This is a genomic window from Nitrosospira sp. TNL200 (assembly GCF_055386305.1).
The window spans coordinates 1473099-1492648 of record NZ_AP041003.1; the positions used below are offsets into that span (position 1 = coordinate 1473099).

Here is a 19550-nt window from a genome sequence, read left to right on the forward strand (position 1 = left end):
AGATGCATCGGTATGTTCGGCAGGGATGGAGGACCGCATGGGTAACAGCATCTTCGGCATCGGGCTCAGCGCCCTGGCCGCCGCGCAGCAGGGGCTGCTGGTCGCAGGCCATAATGTCGCCAATGCCGCCACGCCCGGATATACCCGGCAATCCATTGTTCAATCCACCAATGCGGCGCAGGCAACCGGCACGGGATTCTACGGCCAGGGGGTCAAGGTCGACACCGTAAGCCGCGCCTACAACCAGTTTCTCTCCAACCAGCTCACACAGGCAAAAACGGAGTCGAGCCAGCTCGATACCTATTACGCGCAGATGCAACAGATCAACAATCTGCTGGCGGACCCCAATGGCAATCTTGGCCTGTCGCCTGCGCTCCAGAACCTTTTCAATGGTGCGCAGGATGTCGCCACCAATCCTTCCGATCTCAGTTCGCGCCAGTCCATGCTGTCCAGCGGGGAAGTGCTGGTGCGGCGCTTCCAGTCGCTCGACAGCCGTCTGAATGAAATACAGGATGGTGTAAACACGCAGATAAAGAACAGCGTTTCCCTGATAAATACCTATGCGGCGCAAATCGGCAAGCTGAACGAGACCATCGCCAAATCGGAGAATGCGGCACGCGGCCAGCCTGCCAACGATCTGCGTGACCAGCGCGACGAGCTGGTGAACCAGCTCAACCAGGAGATCCGCGCCAATGTCGTGGTGCAGAATGATGGCTCATACAATATCTTCATCGGCGACGGGCAGTCGCTGGTGGTAGGCACCCAGGTATTCCAGCTAGCCACAGTTGCCTCGCCTGATGACGCCAGCCGGCTCGAGGTGGCGCACGTTTCCGGCGGCAATACGGCTACCATCAAGGAATCCAGCCTGGATGGCGGCAGGCTGGGCGGCATGCTGCAATTTCGCAGCGAATCGCTGGACGCCGTGCGCAATGGGCTGGGAAGGCTCGCCATCGGCCTGGCGGGAACCTTCAACCAGCAGCATCAGCTTGGGCAGGATATGCAGGGCAACCTGGGCGGCGACTTTTTCACCGTGCCCAGCCCGGCCGTGGCTCCCTCCATAAAAAACACGGGCAACGCCACCATTGCGGCGGATATTACCGGCTTCAACAGCCTTACCGCCAGCGACTATTCCCTGCGTTACGATGGAGCGAATTACACGCTCACGCGGCTGGATGACGGGACCGCGCAGACGTTCGCCACGTTTCCGCAAACCATGGATGGCGTCAGCCTGACACTGGCTTCCGGCACGATGGCCGCCGGAGACCAATTCCTGATACAACCCACGCGCAACGGGGCAGGACAAATCAAGGTCGCCATACAGGATCCCAGCCTGATTGCGGCAGCCGCGCCGATTCGTACTGGCGCGCCGCTCGCCAACACCGGCACGGGACTCATCAGCACCGGCGTGGTCAATCTCCCGGCGCCGCCAGATCCCAACCTGCGGCAGCCCGTAACCCTGACCTTTACCGGAACGAATACTTTCGATGTTAGCGGAACCGGTACCGGGAACCCTGCGGGCGTTTCATTCACGCCAGGCGGATCGATCAGCTACAACGGCTGGACCGTGCAGGTTACCGGGCAGCCGAAACCCGGCGATACCTTTACCATAGAACCAAACACCAACGGCGTGGGGGATAACCGCAACGCGCTGCTTCTGGGAGCGCTGCCGGGCCAGAATATCCTGGCGGGCGGCACTGCGAATTACCAGAGCGCCTTTGGACAGATAATCAGCCAGATGGGAAGCAAGACCCGCGAACTGGAAGTGACCAGCGCGGCCCAGACCAACCTGGTAAGCCAGACCCAGGCTTACCAGCAATCCGAGTCAGGCGTGAACCTGGACGAAGAGGCGGCCAACCTGCTGCGCTACCAGCAGGCGTACCAGGCCGCGAGCAAGGTGATACAGACAGCCAACCTGATGTTCGATACCTTGCTGAGCCTGGGCAGGTGATGGGTCCGGAATTCAGGAATGGGCGTTGTTTGATGCGGCTGCTTACCCGGTTTACCGAGATTAGCGAGAGGAAAGATCATGCGTGTCAGCAGTAATACCAGCTTCGAACTCAGTCTTGCCGCCCTCAACCGGCAGCAAGCCGCACAGGTGAAGAACCTGGAGCAGATCAGCAGCGGAAAGCGCATTCTCACTCCGGCGGAAAATCCCTCATCATATGTGCAGGCGTTGAAGGTATCCCAGGCGGACGCCGCCAACACGCAATACGCGGCCAATCGGCAGAGCGCGGCGACCAGCCTGAGCGCGCTGGAAGGAACATTGGGAAACGTGACGCAGGTGATCCAGAACGCGCAGGAGCTCGCGGTCTACGCTGGCAATGGCACGCTCAGCGATAGCGGGCGGGCCGCCATCGCCACTCAATTGCGGGGCAACCTGGATGAACTGATGAGTCTCGCCAACCGCACGGACGCCAACGGACAGTATCTGTTTTCCGGCTTCCAGGGATCGACCAAACCGTTCGTGGATACGGGCAGCGGCGTGCAGTATCTTGGCGATGATGGCCAGCGGCTGGTGCAGGCCAGCGACTCGCGGCAGCTTGCCGTGAACGAATCGGGGCGCGAAGTATTCGAGCGCATACCCGCTGCCGGAGGCGGGTACCAGAGCCTCTTCAAGACACTGTCGGACATGATCGACGTGCTCCAGGCCCCGGTCGCCACCCCGGCCGACAAGACCGCGCTCGCCAATGGCCTGAATTCTGCGCAAACCAATCTATCGAACTCGCTGGACAGCGTGCTGCGCGTTCGCTCGGGGGTTGGCAACAGGATGAACGAAGTGGAGACGCTGAACAATACCGGGGACGACCTGGGCCTACAGTACAAGCAGCAGCTTTCCTCGCTGCAGGACGTGGATTATGCCAAAGCCATCAGCGACCTGACCCAGCAGCAGACCTACCTGCAGGCGACACAACAGGCCTTCCTGAAAGTGCAGGGGTTGTCGCTGTTCGATTTCATCAAGTGATCGATTCCGAGATCGGCTAACACTTGATTTTTAGATGCGACCCTTATTTTTCCCGCATAGAAGGGAACTAGCCCGCATTTCTCACACCCTCACGATTACGCTTTGCTGGGGTTTGTTTCCGTACTGTTTGATCGGTTGGAGCCTGCGGGCAGTCAATATTGGGTAGAGAAACGAGATTGGGTAGATAAACGAGGTTTGCCTGCAGCATGTACGGATTTCTGAGCTTGCGACAGGCCTACCCCTGAGTTTCGCTGCAACAGGCACGATGTCTCCTCGCCACATGGCGCAATGCACATGCGTGGGCGTAATGAGGCTCAGCCTGATGCTAGTCGCGCTTGTGCGAGACGCCATTTGTGTTGATGGGGATGACTGTTGGCTATGCAGATGTAAACCTGGCGTACACCGATGCGTATCAGTGCGCCGATCTTCAGGAGTTTCAGGCGCATACGCTCACATGTTGAGTCCGCCAGTCCGGTACCGTGCAGGGCGAGACGGCGCAATGCTTCCAGCATCATATGGCAAACGAGGCGAACCACAGGTGCAATTGATTGGCACGCGTCGTGGCAGTCGAAGTGTGATCGGCGAACAGGTGGAGCTGGCACTCCTTGATTCGGTTTTCCATCTCGCCGCGTGTGCAGTAAAACTGTTCGTCTTCATAGGGTACCTGCGCCGGCCAGATAAGGGGTCATACGGAGGTCTTTATTACATGTATCAAGGTATACCGCAGGGCTTGGAAATCACTCAAGCCCCAGTACGAGCGGGTCGTCTTTCGTTGCGGCGTGGCACATGTCAGCTTGATGGGAGATATGCAAGCGCCGTAACGAAATTAAATTACCACCGGCAAAGCCGGTGGTTTATTGGGTGAACCCCTCAAAGGGGTCTCAAAACCGTGAGCCGCTTCGCGGCGCAGTGAGGCGTACAGCTCCAAAGTTGATCTCTCTTGCAAACATTACTTCGATCATAGGGCCTCTCCAGTTCCATGCACCGATTCAAAACCATCTCCGACCGACGCAAAGGTCAAACCTTTCGGAGTCCCCCGGCAAAGCCGGGGGTTTACCTCACTTAATCAAATGCCTGTTTCACAAGCTCAAAGGCTTCCGGTGCATCTTCTCGTGTTTCGAGAAGCTGGGTGATGTTCATCGGCTTTATTCATTTCGCTCTGATCGTTAAAGCATTTTGTAATGTTAATATACGCCCCAATTGATCGTTACAGGTTGCAAACATGTGCCCGCTACCCACTTTTCATGCAAGCCAACGAGCATTATACAAACACTGAACGGAGAGATCGTAATGACTGAACAAATTTCATTTGGGACCACAGAATTTGCAGACAATCCTGAACCGCGTTGTCCATGCTTGTTACTATTAGATGTGTCCGGATCAATGCAAGGTCAACCAATTGCCGAGCTAAATGCCGGGTTGACCACCTTCAAAGATGAGCTGGTGACGGATACCTTGGCGATGAAGCGAGTGGAAGTCGGAATTGTAACTTTCGGACCGGTACAGATTGCTTTACCATTTCAAGGGGCAGCGACGTTCTATCCGCCCACCTTGACGACCCAGGGTGATACCCCGATGGGTGCTGCGATCAAGCAGGGATTGGAATTGGTGCGCCAGCGTAAGGATGAGTACCGGGCAAACGGGATTTCTTACTATCGACCGTGGGTGTTTCTGATTACTGATGGTGGCCCAACTGATGAATGGCACTCGGCAGCTACCGTTGTGCGGGAAGGTGAAGCTTCGAAGTCGTTTGCTTTCTTCGCGATTGGGGTTCAAGGCGCCAATATGGATACCCTGCAACAAATTAGTGTGCGGGACCCGCTACGGTTGGATGGTTTACGGTTCCGAGATTTGTTCAGTTGGCTGTCGAGTTCCTTGCGTTCGGTATCCCGATCCACACCGGGTACAGAAGTACCATTACAGTCTCCGCAAGGTTGGGCTTCTGTGTGACGTGGCGGGTCGTTGCCGCCTCTGCGGTTGGGACATCTCATACGGTCACGGATACAAACTGCCAAGATAGTTGTCTCGCCCAAGTTGAAACAGATCCAGCCAAACCACCGTTCCTGACGATCTTTGTGGCGGACGGGGCTGGGAGTGCCACTTACGGTGGAACTGGCGCGGAATTGGCAATTGAAGCCGCCACGGCGTTTGTTGGCCAACAATATACCCAGACGGAACTCGCCCTTAATGACCATTGGGCGGTGGAATGCGTCCAAGCTGTACGGACGAAAATCTATGCAGTTGCGGATCAGCAAGGTACGAAAGCCAGGGACTATGCCTGTACGTTCTTGGGCGTGGTCGCCTCCCCTTTTGCCACTCTGCTAATGCAGATTGGCGACGGCGGGATCGTAGTCGATGTTGGCAATGGGCTAGAAGTGCCTATTACTCCAATGACGGGGGAATACGCCAATATGACCAACTTCGTGACTGACGAGAATGCAATCGATGTGCTCGCAGTCACCACCTTGCCAACCCGCGCCGATAAAGTAGCAGTCTTCTCCGATGGCATTCAGCGGTTGGCCTTGAATATGGGCACCAATACTGCTTACGGGCCGTTCTTTATCCCATTTTTTACGGTTTTGGCAACGGCCACGGCAGTGCAAGAGGATTACCTCCAAACCGCGTTGGTGCGGTTCTTGAGCAGTCGGGCCGTAAATGAACGTACCGACGACGACAAGACATTAGCGTTGGCACACTGGGTAGGGTAGTTGCGCTATGACAAAAACTTTTGTCACTAGCACGGGCAAGACGATTGAGATTGGACGGGAATTCGGCAAGGGTGGTGAGGGCGCAGTCTATGAGATACCTGCGAATCACCATTGGGTGGCCAAATTATACAACATACACCACGCGCCGGATGCAGCAAAACAGGCCAAATTGCGTTTCATGACTAGTACGGCAGATACGGAGTTGCTCAGTTACGCAGCTTGGCCCCAAGGCACCCTCCATAAGAGCCATAATGGGCCGGTAGTTGGATTCTTGATGCCCAAGGTCAGCGGACGGATGCCGATCCATATGCTTTATAGCCCCGCCCACCGTCGCCAAGACTATCCCAACGCGGCATGGGATTTTCTACTCTTTGCGGCCCGGAATATTGCGGCCGCGTTTGCCGCCATTCACCGCCACGGGCATGTGCTAGGCGACGTTAACCAAGGCAATGTCTTGATTGGTGCCGATAGCAAGGCGGTCCTGATTGATACCGACTCTTTTCAGATCAATGCCAATGGCACAGTGCACTTATGCAAAGTCGGAGTGGCCCATTTCACGCCGCCAGAACTCCAAGGGGATGTGTTATTTGACCAAGTATTCCGCAGCAGCAACCACGACAACTTTGGCTTGGCTCTGTTGATCTTCCACTTGCTCTTTGGCGGGCGACATCCCTATTCCGGCGTTCCCCTGCGCGCCAATGCCGGCGAAGCGCTGGAGAAAGATATTCAAGCCTACCGCTATGCCTATGCCCGGGATGGTCAACAACGCGGGTTTAAACCACCACCTAAATCTATTCCAATCACCATCGTGCCGGATTCTATCGAGGCGATGCTTACGGCTGCATTTACCGAGAACGGCACGAAAGGTGGGCGGCCCACTGCCCAGCAATGGGTAACCGCTTTGGACGGCTTACGGGGCCAGTTAAAGCGCTGTGTCACGACTCCAATGCATGTCTATTCCGGCCACTTGGGCCGGTGCCCGTGGTGCGCCTTGGAAGATCATGGGGTGATTTATTTTCTGGATGTGCAGGTGGAGGTTATCTCCAGGGGGACCGCCGGTTTTGTCTTGGCGCGGATCTGGGCAGCGATCGAAGCCATTCCCGCGCCTTCCACCATATCGATTCCTAATATCGCATCCATTACGGCCACACCTGCCCCATTACCATCGGATATCAAGAAACAAGGGATGATCACTTTCTGGCGACTCGTTATCGTCAGTATCACGCTCTGGCTGTTTACCATCTCCCCCGGGGTGTGGTTCTTCACTTTGGCAGGAACTTGGTGGGCATGGGTGACGGTAGATGATCTAGGAAACAAACGCAAAGCCGAGCGAATCAAACGCCAGAAAGCACGAGACGCCGCCCAGCAGGTGTATGACCAGATGGTCGCACGCGTGCAGCAAGAAATCAGTCCGGAAGCGTTCAGCAAGAAAAAACAAGAACTCATCCGCTTACGGGATGAATACCAACACCTGCCAGAACGCGAGAAAACTGAAATTGCCAATCTGCATGCTACGGCAGAAGCCCGCCAGAAACATCAATTTTTGGAACGCCAATTTCTTGATACTGTGTCCATTTCCGGTGTTGGCTCGACCAAGAAAGCAGCTTTGCGATCATTCGGAATTGAAACAGCGGCTGATGTGACATGGAACAAGGTCATTGCCGTGAAGGGTTTTGGCGAGGTCTTAACGCGGGCCGTGGTAGATTGGCGGAAAGCCTGTGAACGCCGGTTTCTCTTTAATCCTCATCTTGGCGCAACCGAGGCCGATAAGAATTCCGTACGAGCACAGATTGCAAACCGTAAGCGCATCCTTGAAATCACCCTCAATGCTGGCCCGGCGCAGCTCCAACACTTGCGCCAAGATATGATCAATAAAGTGAATGCGTTAAACCCATTGTTACAAGCAGCCAGCCAAAAATTAGCCCAAACACAGGCTGATCTAAATGTTATTTGATTATTGCTTTCATCACTTACAACCTCTAACACCGCACTCCAACTCGGTCAAGTTCAAATTTTGCTGTAAATTTACTTCGCTCGGTTCAATGACGTTTTGTTTTAGCCGGTGATGGTGACAATGTTATTTAAAACCTCGCAGCGGCTTTGATCCCATCATCGCTGCGGTCGCCGAGGCCAACGGTTGCATCGTCGTGACGGACAACGAGAAGGATTTTCCCGGGATCGAGATTTTAAATCCACTTCGACAAGCGGGCTAACGTGATGAATCGTAAATAAATAAGGTAATCCTGCAGCATAGCTGGGGGATTACCTTATTTATTTAACTAAATCTTCGGATACTGCTGACCACATATCTTTCCGATCTGACCAGGTACGGAATCACCGCTGAGCATGTGGCGAAGTCGGGGTGTTATTCATACGGATTGAACGTCCGCGAGGCTGCGGCATGCCTCAAGGTTGGTAAACCATCCTGTACGCCGCACTTGCAAGCGATGGGTGCAGCCGATTCCTGATATTCCGTGCTGTCGTCTTTCGAAAACGACATAGTGGCTTTAAAGTAGCTTTTAAGCTACAATATGGCATGTGATAGAACTTCTCCGATATCAGCGTGGCGATGGGCGCGAACCTTTTACTGAATGGCTGAATACTCTGCGCGATAAGGTCGCCCAGGCGCGTATCCGGATTCGTTTGCGCCAGATACAAACCGGCAACTTCGGAGACTGCGAACCGGTTGGCGAAGGGGTAACAGAATTGCGTATTCATGTCGGCGCTGGATACCGTGTGTACTTTGGAAGGCATGGAAAATCGGTTGTTATCCTGCTTTGCGGTGGCGACAAGCGTTCGCAGCCGGCAGATATCAAGCAAGCCAAGGCACTTTGGATGGAATGGAAACGGAGGCAAGCATGAGCAAATTGAAAGGTGTCGTCTCGCACCACGAACGAGAAATCGCCGAACTGAGCGCTGATCGCGAATTGGCAGTCGAATATTTGAAGGCAGCAATGGAATCGCTCGATAATCCCGACGACCGTGCTGCGGGCCTGTTGGCGCTTCGCACCGTGGCTGAAGCCTATGGCGGGCTTGCGGTCGTTGCCGCCGAAGCAGGCATCAGCCGTGAATCCCTGTATCGCACGTTATCGCCAAAAGGCAACCCTACTCTCAAAACGCTGCTGGCGGTTCTCAAGACAGTCGGGTTACGATTATCCGTTGAATCTGAGCACGTGCAGAAGAAAGGTTTGGAAGCCATTGTCTGAACCGGTTGCAGAGGGAGTGCAATAAGAATAACCACTACTCAGAGGCTGATGTACCTTTAGTTCGATTACTATTTCTTCAGTCTCGCCAACGCATGGCCTCATTGTCCGGAAACCTCATCCAGATAGGCCCTGAGATCGTCGATCGGCCCGGGATCAAGCGTAAACCTGCTCTCGCGGCCTCTCTGCACACTGTGAACGATCCCTGCGTTTTCCAACACCCGCAGGTGCTTGGTAACCGCTTGCCGGATAAGTGCACTTCCTTCCGCTAGTCGCGAAATGGAACGGGATTGGCTGCCGCAGAGTTTCGCGACCAGGGATAGCCGCGTAGGATCTCCCAAAGCCGCAAATACGTTCGCATAGGCATGCTGCTTTGCCAGAGCCATGCTACGCATTCGCAATGACATGATTTTCTATATTTTTGATCTGCTCCTCCCATCCGCCGTCATTCATGCGGAATGCTTCCACGTGGCGACCGGCGGGAATCTTGTCGAATCCGGATTCGGTAACGCGAAACAGGGGGTGCCACCGGGGATTCCCTGCAACCTGAAATCCACCAGGGTAGGGGTTTCCTTCGAATAGTCTATCGCGGGATCCACGGCATAAGGATGCCAGGTGAAGGAAAACAGCGTTTCCGGCTCCATGCGGACCACACTGGCACGCAACTTTTTTGTTGCCCAATGAGAATTTCGCATCCAGCCGGCAAGCTCTTGAAAAACTCGCTGGTAATCGTCTACACTTTGGTACGTCCACCAGCAGTCCGGGGTATTTCGTGGAGGAAGCACGCACCCACGATTTTTCTTTTTCCTCGTGTCATAGTCCGAGTCCGGCAGCCTCGGCAATCTCGTCTCGTCCGACCAGTTCCAGATGGTTGCCTTCCTTTGCCCGAGGAATTTCACGCAGAAACAGCATTGCCGGAGAAGAAAATAGAACCTTTCCAGCTAGCGGAAGAAGAAACCCAGCCGTCCACCATCGTCGCCAACGCGCCCGGCATGGTTTTTCAGTATGTCCAGGGCGAAGACGGCCGGTATGCTTTGCCGTTCGTGAGCGATCAGTGCCTGAACGTGCTGGGCTTGCCCGTCGAGACGCTGCGGAGCAACCCGGAGCTGTTCATGGATATCGTCCTGCCCGAGGATCGCGAAAGCCTGCGCCGCTCAAAAGCCGAATCGGCGGCCAGCCTCGGCACATGGAACTGGGAAGGGCGGTTGTGGATCGAGTCGTTCCACGACGTGAAATGGATCAGCCTGCGAGCCAGCCCGCGGCGGGAAGAAGGAACCGGGGTGATCTGGGAAGGCATCATCATCAATATCACCCAGAGCCGGCGCAGGGAGGCGGAACTCAAGGAATCCCATGAACGGCTGCGCGAGGTGTCTTCGCACGTCATGGCGGCAAGAGAGCACGAGCGCATCCGCATCGCGCAGGAGATCCACGACGACCTGGGCGGGAACCTCACCGCGATCAAGATCGACCTGGATTGGCTGAGCCGCCACATCGGAGAGGATGACGCCGTATTGCTGGAAAAAATTCAAACCATCGACCGGCTGGTGGACCGAACCATCGATTCCATCCGGCGCATGTCGCGCGACCTGCGCCCGGGCATCATGGATTTCGGCATCGTCGCGGCGATCGAATGGGAGGCAGGCGAGTTCAGCAAACGCCTCGGGATTCCCTGCGAAGTGAGCTGCGCGCAGGAAGACATCGATCTGAAGCAGGACGCCGCCGTTGCCGTATTCAGGATATTCCAGGAAGCGCTTACCAATATCGCCAAGCATGGACGAGCTTCGCAGGCCTGGGTCCGGCTGGATACTTGTGGATCTGGAAACGACGCTTCGGGGTGCGTGCTGGAGCTCGAGGTGCGGGACAATGGCCGCGGCGTTACGGAGCTCGACAAGGCAAAGCTGAATTCCTTTGGCATTCGCGGGATGGTCGAGCGTGCCGGCCTGCTGGATGGCAAACTGACCGTGAGCGGCGCGCCGGGAGAGGGTACCACGGTGCTTTTATCGGTCCCGCTGGCGCCGGAGGAAAATGACATCCCCCGCGACCCGCGCCCCGACTCCTGGCATGAATAGGCTAATGAACCTCTGAATAAGTTCTCGCTGAGCGCGTTGCTGGTAAAATCGGGAAGATCATAAGGCGCGCGACGCAGGTCGTAGCCGGGACTACGATGCCAGGGAGCGCAACGCCATGGCTCCCCAGAGCGTGGCCCGAGGGGCCCCGCGAAGCGGGGATCGGGCAGCGGCGGCGATGCCAGAGCGCGCCAAAGTATACATGGGGCGCCAGCAGCCCGCTACGGGGTCGCATCTTCCTTTCGGAAAACACTGCTCCGCCCTGCGCGGTCGCACCATTCGCGTCGTCGTCTTTCGCGCATTCCATCCTGCAAAGCCGCCGTCGCGCCAGCGAAGACTTGTTCAGAGGTTCCTAACACCATGAATATCCTCATTGTCGACGACCATGCCATTGTGCGCCAGGGCCTGCGGCAGATCCTGGCGGAGAGCGGCGAACCGATGCTCATCAAGGAAGCGGATTGCGGTTCGGAAGCGATGCGCCACGTACGCGAGGGCGAGTGGAATGCGGTGGTGCTGGATATCTCGCTGCCGGACAGAAGCGGCATCGATGTCCTGAAGCAGATCAAGAAGGAGTACCCCAAGATCCCCGTACTCATGCTCAGCATGCACGAGGAAAGCCTTTACGCGCTACGCTCCCTCAAAGCCGGCGCTTCGGGCTATATCACGAAACAGAGTGCGCCCGCCGAGCTGACGGCCGCGATCCGGCAGGTCGCCAGGGGCCGCAAATACCTCACGGCGGCGCTGGCCGAGGCGATGGCCGACAGCCTTGGCGTCAATCACGAGCAACCGCCCCATGCAACGCTTTCCGATCGCGAGTACCAGACCCTCTGTCTGATCGCTTCGGGCAAGGGGCTGACCGATGCGGCTGAGGAGATGCGCCTGTCCGTAAAGACGGTAAGCGTGTATCGCGCGCGCGTGCTGGAAAAGATGAAGCTCAAGAACAATGCGGAGCTGACGCGCTACGCCATCAAAAACGGCCTGGTCTGATCCGGCTGCTCTTTTCCCTCTTCCCCTTGCAGATTCCACAGATAGGTAAGTCTGTGCCATTTCCCCATCGCGCGGGCGCTATCCCGGGCTGAAGAATCCGGGGAAAAAATATTTCAGCGGCGGTTAAATTTATACTCCTGAGCGCCGTTAACCAGGATAGCAGCGGTTGATCAGCCTCGGATAAAGCAGGGGGATCAAGCCAGAGCTGTAGGGGTTTATTCCAACGGACTTTAATCTAGGAGAATTTCGAAAATGGCTGCAATCATCAATACCAATGTCGTATCGCTCAATGCCCAGCGCAACCTCACCAGTTCGCAGAATGCGCTGGCCACTTCGCTGCAGCGGCTGTCGTCCGGTTTGCGCATCAACAGTGCCAAGGACGATGCGGCCGGGCTTGCCATATCCGAGCGCATGAGCTCGCAGATTCGTGGCCTGAACCAGGCGGCCCGCAACGCCAACGATGGCATCTCGATGGCGCAGACTGCCGAAGGCGCGCTGGGCGAGATTGGCAACAACCTGCAGCGCATCCGCGAGCTGGCGGTGCAATCGCGCAACGCGAGCAACAGCGCGAGCGACCGGCAGGCGCTCAACAACGAAGTCCAGCAGCTCAAGTCGGAAATCGACCGGGTATCTTCCTCGACCTCGTTCAACGGCATCAAGCTGATCGACGGCTCGTTCACCAACCAGTCTTTCCAGGTTGGCGCCAATGTCGGCGAAACCATCACCATCAGCAATCTGGTCAATGCGCAAAGCTCTGCCCTGGGAAGCACTACCTCCAGCAGCGCCAACGTCACCGGTGTAGCCGCGACGGCTTTCACTGCGATCACGGCGGGAGACCTGACGGTCAATGGCGTGAGCGTGGGCGCGGTAGCGGCTGGCGGCAATGCCGCGACGCAGGGCGCGAACATTGCAGCGGCCATCAACACGGTCTCATCCACCACCAACGTGACCGCCACCGCGGATGCCGCAGGCCTGGTGACATTGACCAACGGTTCCGGAAGCAACACGGTAGTGGCCTTTGCCGGCGCTTCCGCCACCACAGCCACCACCGGCCTGACAGCCGGCACGACGACCGCGTCCTCCAGCACGGTTGCCGGTTTCTCCACGGTAGACATCAGCACCACCTGGGGAGCGGATACGGCCATTGCCGCGATGGATTCGGCCTTGAGCGCGCTGAACGCGGGCCGTGCCGACCTGGGCGCCTACCAGAACCGTTTTTCCTCGGCGATTTCCAATGTGCAGACCACCTCGGAAAACCTCAGCGCCTCGCGCAGCCGCATCGTGGATACCGATTTTGCGGCTGAAACGGCCTCCCTGTCGCGCAACCAGGTGCTGCAGCAAGCCGGCACGGCGATGCTCACCCAGGCCAACGCCATGCCGCAATCGGTGCTGTCCCTGCTGAGAGGCTGATCGGCCGAAGCGGTAATCCATTTCGGCATCACTTAGCCAAACGGGAATCCGGGGCATTGTTCCGGATTCCCGTTATGCGTTTGCCTGGACGCAAAACAAGTTCGACAGACTGCTGGTTCACATTTTCCGGATTGCCGCGCATTCCGGGTCAAGTACCGAGATACGCGATATATAGCCCGTTATTCCGCGGATGGAATACAGCCTGGCGCACTTATCATGGCTGCTGGGTAAAACGGCGGTGGACAAAGTGGCGAAACAAGGGAACCGGTACCGCAAATCCCGCAATGGCGCGGCCGCAAGCTATCGAGACCGCATGCGACATCAAAAAAACTTGATGAATGACTCAATTTATACTCCTGAGCGCCGTTAACCAGGATAGCAGCGGTTGATCAGCCTCGGATAAAGCAGGGGGATCAAGCCAGAGCTGTAGGGGTTTATTCCAACGGACTTTAATCTAGGAGAATTTCGAAAATGGCTGCAATCATCAATACCAATGTCGTATCGCTCAATGCCCAGCGCAACCTCACCAGTTCGCAGAATGCGCTGGCCACTTCGCTGCAGCGGCTGTCGTCCGGTTTGCGCATCAACAGTGCCAAGGACGATGCGGCCGGGCTTGCCATATCCGAGCGCATGAGCTCGCAGATTCGTGGCCTGAACCAGGCGGCCCGCAACGCCAACGATGGCATCTCGATGGCGCAGACTGCCGAAGGCGCGCTGGGCGAGATTGGCAACAACCTGCAGCGCATCCGCGAGCTGGCGGTGCAATCGCGCAACGCGAGCAACAGCGCGAGCGACCGGCAGGCGCTCAACAACGAAGTCCAGCAGCTCAAGTCGGAAATCGACCGGGTATCTTCCTCGACCTCGTTCAATGGCATCAAGCTGATCGACGGCTCGTTCACCAACCAGTCTTTCCAGGTTGGCGCCAATGTCGGCGAAACCATCACCATCAGCAATCTGGTTGACGCGCAGAGTTCATCTCTCGGCACCAGCACCAGCAGCACAGCCAACGTCACCGGTGTAGCCGCGACGGCTTTCACTGCGATCACGGCGGGAGACCTGACGGTCAATGGCGTGAGCGTGGGCGCGGTAGCGGCTGGCGGCAATGCCGCGACGCAGGGCGCGAACATTGCAGCGGCCATCAACACGGTCTCATCCACCACCAACGTGACCGCCACCGCGGATGCGGCGGGCAAGGTGACGCTGAACAACATTTCCGGAAGCACCACGGTAGTGGCCTTTGCCGGCGCTTCCGCCACCACGGCCACCACCGGCCTGACGGCTGGCACCACCGCGGTAACTACTGCCACCGCCGCGGGATTCAAAAATCTCGATATCAGCAATACCGCCAATGCCGATTTCGCCATTGCCGCGATGGATTCGGCCTTGAGCGCGCTGAATGCGGGCCGTGCCGACCTGGGCGCCTACCAGAACCGTTTTTCCTCGGCGATTTCCAATGTGCAGACCACCTCGGAAAACCTCAGCGCCTCGCGCAGCCGCATCGTGGATACCGATTTTGCGGCTGAAACGGCCTCCCTGTCGCGCAACCAGGTGCTGCAGCAAGCCGGCACGGCGATGCTCACCCAGGCCAACGCCATGCCGCAATCGGTGCTGTCCCTGCTGAGAGGCTGATCGGCACGGTCGAGATCGCCCGGCGCAGTCCGGCGAAAATGTAGAAAAAGTGGAAGCAGAAAAAGGAATCCGGGGTGATCGACATGCCCCGGGTTTCAGTTCCGAACGGTTTCTAATCGAAGAATGAGCTCAATAATGCGCATCTGTAGCGAACTCACCATGCAGGTGAACGTCGTTACCGTGAAAAGTCTTTGTGGGTCATAGCTCTAAACTGGAAATGAGCGATCAACTGCCGGATTGGGGATCATATCAGCAACCGGACCGGAACCGTTGCCGCGGGCGTGCCGGTCTCGTTACGACCCCCGCAGGCCAGGAAGGAACTGCTGTAAGCGAAGCTTGAACCTGTGCGGGCCGGCAATCGGAAGCGGCGGGTAATCGGCGACGATAAACGCAAGGAAAATAGGATCGAAACAAAGGCGAGGCGCAACGGCGCATCGCGGGGAAGTTGGAGAAAAACATGGCAATGTCGGCAGCGGGTATCGGATCGAATCTTGACGTGGATGGCATCGTCAGCCAGTTGATGGCGGTGGAAAAGCAGCCGCTTGCGCTGCTGCAGAAACGCGAAGCGGACTACCAGGCCAAGCTGTCCGCATACGGATCCCTCAAAGGTTCGCTTTCGGCCTTCCAGACCGCCATGCAGGGTCTGGCTGATGGCAGTAAATTCCAGGCGGCGACCGCGAGTGCGGCGGATTCCTCGGTGCTTGCCGCCAGCGCAAGCGGCAAGGCGGTACCCGGCAGTTACTCCGTCGAGGTGCAGCAATTGGCGCAGCAGCAGAAAATCCGCTCCGATGGATTCGCCAGCACCTCCACGGTGATAGGAAGCGGCACGCTTACCATCCAGTACGGCGCATACGATGGCGACTCCAACACCTTCACCCTGAACAATGCGAAACCCGCGCAAACCGTGACGATCGATCCGGCCAACAACACGCTCTCCGGAGTGCGCGATGCAATCAACGCGGCAAATATCGGCGTAAGCGCGACCATCATCAACGATGGCGCCAGCAACCGGCTGGTAATGACCAGCAAGGATACGGGCGCTTCCAGCAGCATCAAGATCAGTCTCGCCGACGACGACGGAAACGATCTGGATGCATCCGGGCTTTCGCGGCTCGCTTTCGATCCCACCGCAGCGGCGGGTATGGGAAGAAATATGGCCGAGGTACAGCCGGGGCAGGACGCCAAACTGAAGATCGACGGGATAGACATCAGCAAGTCATCGAACACGATTACCGATGCGATCGAGGGCGTCACGCTCAATCTGCTCAAGAGCAATACCGGCAGCCCGACCACGCTGACCGTCGGGCGCGATGTCGCCGGCGTCAAGGCGTCCGTGGAAGCCTTTGTCAAGGCATATAACAATGTCAGCCAGACCCTTGCAGGCCTCAGCGCATATAACGCCGCGACCAAGACTGGCGCGGCGCTGCAGGGGGATTCGACCACGCTGTCGATCCAGTCCCGCATACGCGCCACGCTATCCGCGACCGTGGGCGCAGCCGCGGCCGGAGGTGGATTGAGCTCGCTGTCGGATATCGGGGTGGCTTTCCAGAAAGATGGCACCCTGGCGCTGGATTCCACCAAGCTGCAGGCTGCGCTGGATAATAATTTCAATGGGATCGCCGGACTGTTTTCCGCGCAGGGGAAATCCAGCGACAGCCTGGTTTCCTACGTCGGGTCTACCGGGAATACAGTGCCGGGAAACTACGCCGTTACCGTCAGCAGGCTCGCGGCCCAGGCCAGCGTGGCCGGAAGCCAGGCCGCGGGTCTGACCATCACCACGGGTATCAACGACCAGTTGGACATCAATGTGGACGGCACTCTGGCAAGCATCACGCTCTCCGCAGGAACATATGGATCGGCGGATGCGCTGGCTGCGGAGGTGCAGAGCAAACTGAACGGCACGGCGGCACTCCTGAATGCCGGAAATGCCGTTACGGTTTCCCAATCCGCAGGCGTGCTCACTATTGCTTCAGCCCGCTACGGTTCCGCCTCCGCGGTGAGCGTCATGGGCGGCAATGGCGCAGCCAGTCTGATGGGGGCGAGCCCCGTCTCCGCCGCGGGAGTAGACGTGGCCGGCACGATCAATGGCATCGCCGCTACGGGAATAGGGCAGACGCTTTCGGCGGCCGTCGGCGATCACGCGGAAGGGTTGCGGGTGAATATCAATGGCGGTCCGCTCGGTTCACGCGGAAATATCGGTTTTTCGCGCGGATACGCCGATCAGCTGAATACGCTGGTTAGCGGCTTTTTGACAAGCGACGGGTTGATTGCCAGCCGTACCGACGGGCTTAACGCCAGTATCAAGGATCTCGACCAGCGCCAGAGTGATTTCAATGATCGCCTGACGGCCATCGAAGCGCGCTACCGGGCACAATTCACCGCGCTGGACACCATGCTCAGCAGTCTCAATCAGACCAGCGCGTATATGACCCAGCAGTTGAGTGCCTTGCCGACCAAATATTCCTGATAGGAGAACGTGAAATGTATTCCGCATCCCGCTACGGCACCAGCGCCTACGCCCGCATCGGACTCGAAACCGGCGTATTGGCTGCCAGCCCGCACAAGCTCATCCTGATGCTGTTCGAGGGTGCGCGGATTGCGCTTGCGTCGGCCCTCGTTCACATGAAGAATGGCGAGATCATCGCCAAGGGGGAGGCCATCTCCAAAGCCATCACCATCATCACTTCCGGGTTGCAGGCCAGCCTGGAGATAAAAGCGGGTGGCGAGCTCGGCGAGCGGCTGTACGCGCTCTACGATTACATGAGCCGCAGGCTGCTTGAGGCCAACCTGCATAACAAGCCGGAATATCTGGAAGAAGTGGCTCGCCTTCTGGGGGAACTGAATGATGCATGGGAGGCGATCGGGCCGGCTTCGACGGTATCCGCCATGCCACCCATATCATCCATATCATCATCCGCCGCTCATCATTCCTATGATGCGCCGGTTTCGGCTCTTTCCTCGAACAATGGGCACGGAAAATGAAGGATACCGACTCCATGAATGATTCCGGAAGCCTTGCAGGATTCGAATACATAGCCCAGGTGACCACCGAAATGGCTGAAGCGGCCCGAGCCGGAGAATGGGAAAAGCTCGCAGGACTGGAGCGGCATTGCGCGGCCAAAGTTGCCCAGATCAAGGCGATGCAGCCGGTACAGCTCACGAGCGAGACGCAGCGCCGCAAAATCGAACTGATACATCAGATCCTGGCCAATGATGCGGAAATCCGCAATTTCACCGAGCCCTGGATGAAACGCCTGTGGTCGCTGCTTGGCAGTTCCAGAATGGCGAGACAGGTAGGGAAAGCCTACGATTCGAGCGCGTTCGAGTAATCGCCGGTAAACCAGTAGCCAGAACCTGCCGATTTTATCTGTTGACGCTGCTTCCCGGTCTTCTCGAGGCTGGAAGGGTCGAGGTGGACGAGAAAATGCGAGGTCTTTGATATGCTTGCGCTCGATGCGTTGAATGCGTTGGCCCGGAGCTCCGCCGGCGCGCTCCTGGCGCGCAAGCAGCCCGGTGAATTGGCGCTGCTCGCGGGCCTGGAGCCGGGGCGGCGCCTGGGTGCGCGCGTGCTCGGCAAGCTTCATAACGGCGAGTTCCTGGTCGAACTGGCCGCGCGGCATGCGGGTGGGCAGGGGGGGCGGGCGGTGCAAATGCAGTTGCCGGCAGGCGTGCGTCCGGGCGATCTGCTGAATCTCGTTTTCGTCTCGCGGGAGCCGCGTCCGACCTTCATGATTGCTGCCGAAGATTCTCCCTTCTCGCAGGGCGTATCATCGCGCGTCAGCGATGCCGGTCGTTTTATCGATCAGTTGCTGCGCCAGCCGGTGGCGGCACCCGCGGGGCTGACGACGTTGTCGAGCACGGGATCTCTTCTTGTGGGGCCACCGCTGGATAGCGTGCAGCTTGCGAAAAGCCTTGCAGGAGCGCTGGATCGGAGCGGGTTTTTCTACGAATCCCATCAGGCGCAATGGGTCGCGGGCTTGAGATCCCTGCCCAGATTGCTGCTGGAGCCTCAGGCCCGGCTATCTTCCGAAGCCGGTCTCGCCGCCGCACAAGGGGTAGGGGCGGGGGCAGGCGGTATCATCGGTGGAGAAGAAGGGGGGCCAGCCGCGCCCTCCATCGCGCCAGGTACAGCCGGCGCAAGCGATCCCGTTCATCCGGCTACCCTGGCATTGGTGCGGCAACAACTGGATATGCTGGAAACGCGGCAATTCGCCCTGCAGGGAATGGCCTGGCCGGGTCAGGTCATCACGTGGGAGGCGGCACAGGAAATAACGCAAGACCGGGGAGAATCGGACGCTCGGAATCCGGGGGAGAGAGAGCAAACCGCTTCCGCCTGGCGCACCACAGTGCGTCTTGTTCTTCCCCGGCTTGGCCAGATCACCGCAAGCCTCCGGCTTGACAAGAGCATCGGATGCGCAGTGGATGTGCGCCTCGCCGCAGCGGAGGCAGGCACCGTGGCCGCGCTGCGTGCCGGCATGGCGCCACTGGCGGATGGCCTGAAAGCAGCGGGAATCGAATTGATGGGCATGGAGGCGGAGCATGATGAAGCCTCCTGAACCGCCTGCCTTACCTGCCTTATCCGTGA

The 19550-nt window shown here is 57.8% G+C and carries 17 protein-coding genes and 1 pseudogene; 16 read left to right on the forward strand and 2 right to left on the reverse strand.

Translation table 11 applies throughout. The features are described 5' to 3' along the window. The first annotated feature begins 37 nt into the window (after positions 1-37). Both flgK and flgL read left to right on the forward strand, forming a co-directional pair. Positions 38-1948: a flagellar hook-associated protein FlgK gene (gene flgK / locus ACZ5CE_RS06530; RefSeq protein ID WP_464577098.1), complete on the forward strand. Its 1911-nt coding sequence runs from the start codon at positions 38-40 to the stop codon at positions 1946-1948. Between the two features lie 78 nt (positions 1949-2026). Further along, a complete protein-coding gene (gene flgL / locus ACZ5CE_RS06535) occupies positions 2027-2962 on the forward strand; it encodes a flagellar hook-associated protein FlgL (RefSeq protein ID WP_464577100.1) in 936 nt (311 codons plus the stop codon). Positions 2963-3276: 314 nt separating this feature from the next. Here the strand turns inward: flgL and ACZ5CE_RS06540 are convergent. Beyond that, positions 3277-3584 (reverse strand): annotated as a pseudogene (locus ACZ5CE_RS06540) (transposase). A gap of 668 nt (positions 3585-4252) precedes the next feature. Between ACZ5CE_RS06540 and ACZ5CE_RS06545 the strand changes: the two are divergent. The 5 genes from ACZ5CE_RS06545 (at position 4253) to ACZ5CE_RS06565 (ending at position 8876) form a co-directional block, all read left to right on the forward strand. Continuing rightward, positions 4253-4912, forward strand: coding sequence for a vWA domain-containing protein (locus ACZ5CE_RS06545; RefSeq protein WP_464577102.1), 660 nt, complete (start codon positions 4253-4255; stop codon positions 4910-4912). After that, positions 4909-5670 (forward strand): PP2C family serine/threonine-protein phosphatase, encoded by a 762-nt coding sequence (locus ACZ5CE_RS06550; protein ID WP_464577104.1) that lies wholly within the window; start codon positions 4909-4911, stop codon positions 5668-5670. The genes ACZ5CE_RS06545 and ACZ5CE_RS06550 overlap by 4 nt, the downstream gene beginning before the upstream one ends. Before the next feature lie 7 nt (positions 5671-5677). Further along, complete coding sequence (locus tag ACZ5CE_RS06555; RefSeq protein ID WP_464577106.1) at positions 5678-7624, forward strand: hypothetical protein; 1947 nt, start codon at positions 5678-5680, stop codon at positions 7622-7624. Between the two features lie 584 nt (positions 7625-8208). After that, the gene (locus tag ACZ5CE_RS06560; RefSeq protein ID WP_464577108.1) at positions 8209-8532 is read left to right on the forward strand and encodes a type II toxin-antitoxin system RelE/ParE family toxin; all 324 of its coding nucleotides are present in this window, start codon (positions 8209-8211) and stop codon (positions 8530-8532) included. Next, on the forward strand, positions 8529-8876 hold the full coding sequence (locus ACZ5CE_RS06565; protein WP_464577110.1) for an addiction module antidote protein: 348 nt from the start codon (positions 8529-8531) through the stop codon (positions 8874-8876). Before ACZ5CE_RS06560 ends, ACZ5CE_RS06565 begins: the two co-directional genes overlap by 4 nt. Before the next feature lie 98 nt (positions 8877-8974). Here ACZ5CE_RS06565 and ACZ5CE_RS06570 read toward each other — a convergent pair whose 3' ends face one another. Then, positions 8975-9259, reverse strand: coding sequence for an ArsR/SmtB family transcription factor (locus tag ACZ5CE_RS06570; RefSeq protein ID WP_464577112.1), 285 nt, complete (start codon positions 9257-9259; stop codon positions 8975-8977). 19 nt (positions 9260-9278) lie between these two features. Here ACZ5CE_RS06570 and ACZ5CE_RS06575 point away from each other — a divergent pair, with 19 nt between their 5' ends. The 9 genes from ACZ5CE_RS06575 (at position 9279) to ACZ5CE_RS06615 (ending at position 19521) form a co-directional block, all read left to right on the forward strand. Continuing rightward, a complete protein-coding gene (locus ACZ5CE_RS06575) occupies positions 9279-9455 on the forward strand; it encodes a hypothetical protein (protein WP_464577113.1) in 177 nt (58 codons plus the stop codon). A gap of 329 nt (positions 9456-9784) precedes the next feature. Then, positions 9785-10942 (forward strand): sensor histidine kinase, encoded by a 1158-nt coding sequence (locus ACZ5CE_RS06580; protein WP_464577115.1) that lies wholly within the window; start codon positions 9785-9787, stop codon positions 10940-10942. A 357-nt stretch (positions 10943-11299) separates the two neighbouring features. Beyond that, positions 11300-11926 carry a response regulator gene (locus ACZ5CE_RS06585; protein WP_464577117.1) on the forward strand — a complete coding sequence of 209 codons (627 nt, stop codon included), beginning with the start codon at positions 11300-11302 and terminating at the stop codon, positions 11924-11926. 252 nt (positions 11927-12178) lie between these two features. After that, a complete protein-coding gene (locus ACZ5CE_RS06590) occupies positions 12179-13336 on the forward strand; it encodes a flagellin N-terminal helical domain-containing protein (RefSeq protein WP_464577119.1) in 1158 nt (385 codons plus the stop codon). A gap of 471 nt (positions 13337-13807) precedes the next feature. After that, positions 13808-14965, forward strand: a complete 1158-nt coding sequence (locus tag ACZ5CE_RS06595; RefSeq protein ID WP_464577121.1) for a flagellin N-terminal helical domain-containing protein — start codon at positions 13808-13810, stop codon at positions 14963-14965. A 457-nt stretch (positions 14966-15422) separates the two neighbouring features. Next, complete coding sequence (fliD, locus tag ACZ5CE_RS06600; protein ID WP_464577122.1) at positions 15423-17432, forward strand: flagellar filament capping protein FliD; 2010 nt, start codon at positions 15423-15425, stop codon at positions 17430-17432. Between the two features lie 14 nt (positions 17433-17446). Then, positions 17447-17947 (forward strand): flagellar export chaperone FliS, encoded by a 501-nt coding sequence (fliS, locus tag ACZ5CE_RS06605; protein ID WP_464577124.1) that lies wholly within the window; start codon positions 17447-17449, stop codon positions 17945-17947. A 14-nt stretch (positions 17948-17961) separates the two neighbouring features. After that, a complete protein-coding gene (locus tag ACZ5CE_RS06610; protein WP_464577125.1) occupies positions 17962-18294 on the forward strand; it encodes a flagellar protein FliT in 333 nt (110 codons plus the stop codon). Positions 18295-18405: 111 nt separating this feature from the next. Then, positions 18406-19521 (forward strand): flagellar hook-length control protein FliK, encoded by a 1116-nt coding sequence (locus tag ACZ5CE_RS06615; protein ID WP_464577127.1) that lies wholly within the window; start codon positions 18406-18408, stop codon positions 19519-19521. The last annotated feature ends 29 nt before the right edge of the window (positions 19522-19550 follow it).